This window comes from Aquabacterium sp., from assembly GCF_004297345.1.
Lineage (GTDB): Bacteria > Pseudomonadota > Gammaproteobacteria > Burkholderiales > Burkholderiaceae_C > Aquabacterium.
In genome coordinates, this window is sequence record NZ_SCTN01000172.1 from 1 (window position 1) to 2,083 (window position 2,083).

Here is a 2,083-nt window from a genome sequence, read left to right on the forward strand (position 1 = left end):
GCCGATTTGGGGCGCGGCTCAAGGGAAGGGGTGATTGAGCACCTGAACCGGCACGCGGGGCGACACGGCGCACATCAGCTCGTAGCCGATCGTGCCGCAGTGATGGGCCACTTCGTCAATGGACAGTTGTGCCGCATCGGGGCCATGGTGCGGCGCGATGCCCCACAGGGTGACGGGGCTGCCGATCTGGGCTGCGTGCAAATGGGTGATGTCGATGCACATCATGTCCATGGACACGCGGCCGACCAGTGAGGCGCGGTGGCCATCTACCAGCACGGGGGTGCCATCGGGCGCGTGGCGCGGGTAGCCGTCGGCGTAACCGCAGGCGACCACGCCGATGCGCATCGGGCCCTGGGCCGTGAAGCGGCTGCCGTAGCCCACCGTGTCGCCGGCCTCCAGGTATTGAATGCCGATGATCTGCGACTGCAGGGTCATGGCTGGCTTGAGTTGCCAGTGGCTGGCATCGTGCTCGGGGTAATCGGGCGAGGCGCCGTAAAGCATCACGCCGGGGCGGACCCAATCACCCCGCACGGCCGGGTCGCTGGCGTGGCGCAGGGTGGCGGCGCTGTTGCACAGGCTGCGCTCGCCGCTGAGGTCACTTGCGTATTGTTGAAAAACCGCAAATTGATGGGCGATGCCGCGTGGGCTGTCAGCATCTGAAAAGTGCGTCATCAGCGAGACCTCGTCCACCTGAGACAAGGCGCCCAGGCGGGCCCAGGCCGCGCGGAAGGCGTGCGGCTTGAAGCCCAGACGGTTCATGCCCGTGTTCATCTTGAGGAAGACGCGGTGTGGCCATTCCGTCTTGTGGGCGGCGAGCCAGTCGATCTGCTCATCGCAGTGGACGACATGCCACAGGCCCAGGCGGGAGCACCATTCCAGATCTCGCGCATCGAACACGCCTTCCAGCAGCAGGATGGGGCCGCGCCAGTCGAGCTCACGCAGCTTTTGCGCTTCGGCGATGTCCAGCAGGGCGAAGCCGTCCGCAGCCCGCAGGCCTTCAAAAACGCGTTTCAAACCGTGGCCATAACCGTTGGCTTTCACGACGGCCCAGACGTTGGCGTCAGGGGCGCATTCGCGGGCGCGCTGGAGGTTGTGGTGCAGGGCGTCGATGTGGATCAGGGCTTCAAGCGGGCGGGGCATAGGCGTGATTTTGCCAGGGTCGCCAAGTCGGGCTTGCCTGGCCCCTGTTTGCGTGCCCGCCAGACAGGAATAACGGGATGCATCCGGTTACGGATGGGGCGCCGTGCTATAACCGGCGGCCTTTGATGTGATCAGTGACTTTGGCGCGGACACATGCCACCAGGCAGGACTTGGACCATTCCGATATGAATTTTCCCGACGCTCGCGCATGAAAAAAGGCTTTTTCACGATCATGGCGGCGCAGTTTTTCAGCTCGCTGGCCGACAACGCCTTGCTGGTTGCTGCTGTTGAACTGCTGAAACTCAGTCACGCGCCTGCGTGGCAGATGCCGTTTCTGGCGCCCATGTTCGCGCTCTTCTATGTGTTGCTGGCCCCGTTCGTCGGGGCGTTTGCAGATGCGCTGCCCAAAGGGCGCGTGATGTTCTTCGCCAATGCCATCAAGGTGGTGGGCTGCCTGTTGATGCTCTTTGGTCTCCACCCGCTGCTGGCGTACGCCGTGGTGGGTTTTGGCGCAGCAACCTACTCCCCCGCCAAATACGGCATCCTGACGGAGCTCTTACCACCTTCTCAGCTGGTGAAGGCCAATGGCTGGATTGAAGGCCTGACCGTCGGTTCCATCATCATGGGTGTCTTGTTGGGAGGCCAGTTGGTGGGCGTCAAGCTGTCATCCGTGTTGTTGAGCTTTGACTTTCCCTTCATCGACACCAGTGTGGATCAGCCTTGGGAAGCGGCCGTGGCTTCAATGATCGTGCTGTATGCGATCGCCGCCTTGTTCAATCTGCGTATCCCCCGTACCGATGCCGTGTTGCAACCGATGGGTGGCAACTTTGGTGTCCTGGTCCGTGATTTCTGGTTGTGCAATATGCGCCTGTGGCGCGACAAGCTGGGGCAGATCTCTCTGGCCAGCACCACCCTGGTCTGGGGGGTGTCGGGCAATATGCGT

At 62.7% G+C, this 2,083-nt stretch carries 2 protein-coding genes; one reads left to right on the plus strand and one right to left on the minus strand.

What is annotated here, in order from left to right; genetic code table 11:
* Positions 1 to 18: 18 nt before the first annotated feature.
* The gene (alr, locus tag EPO09_RS05800) at positions 19 to 1,140 is read right to left on the minus strand and encodes an alanine racemase (RefSeq protein WP_290641109.1); all 1,122 of its coding nucleotides are present in this window, start codon (positions 1,138 to 1,140) and stop codon (positions 19 to 21) included.
* A gap of 208 nt (positions 1,141 to 1,348) precedes the next feature.
* Between alr and lplT the strand changes: the two genes are divergently transcribed.
* On the plus strand, positions 1,349 to 2,083 hold a 735-nt coding region (gene lplT, locus EPO09_RS05805; protein ID WP_290641111.1), incomplete at its 3' end, for a lysophospholipid transporter LplT.

Bases quoted from the DNA above. Each gene is read 5' to 3' on its own strand.
- alr (WP_290641109.1), bottom strand. From the start codon at position 1,140: ATGCCCCGCCCGCTTGAAGCCCTGATCCACATCGACGCCCTGCACCAC.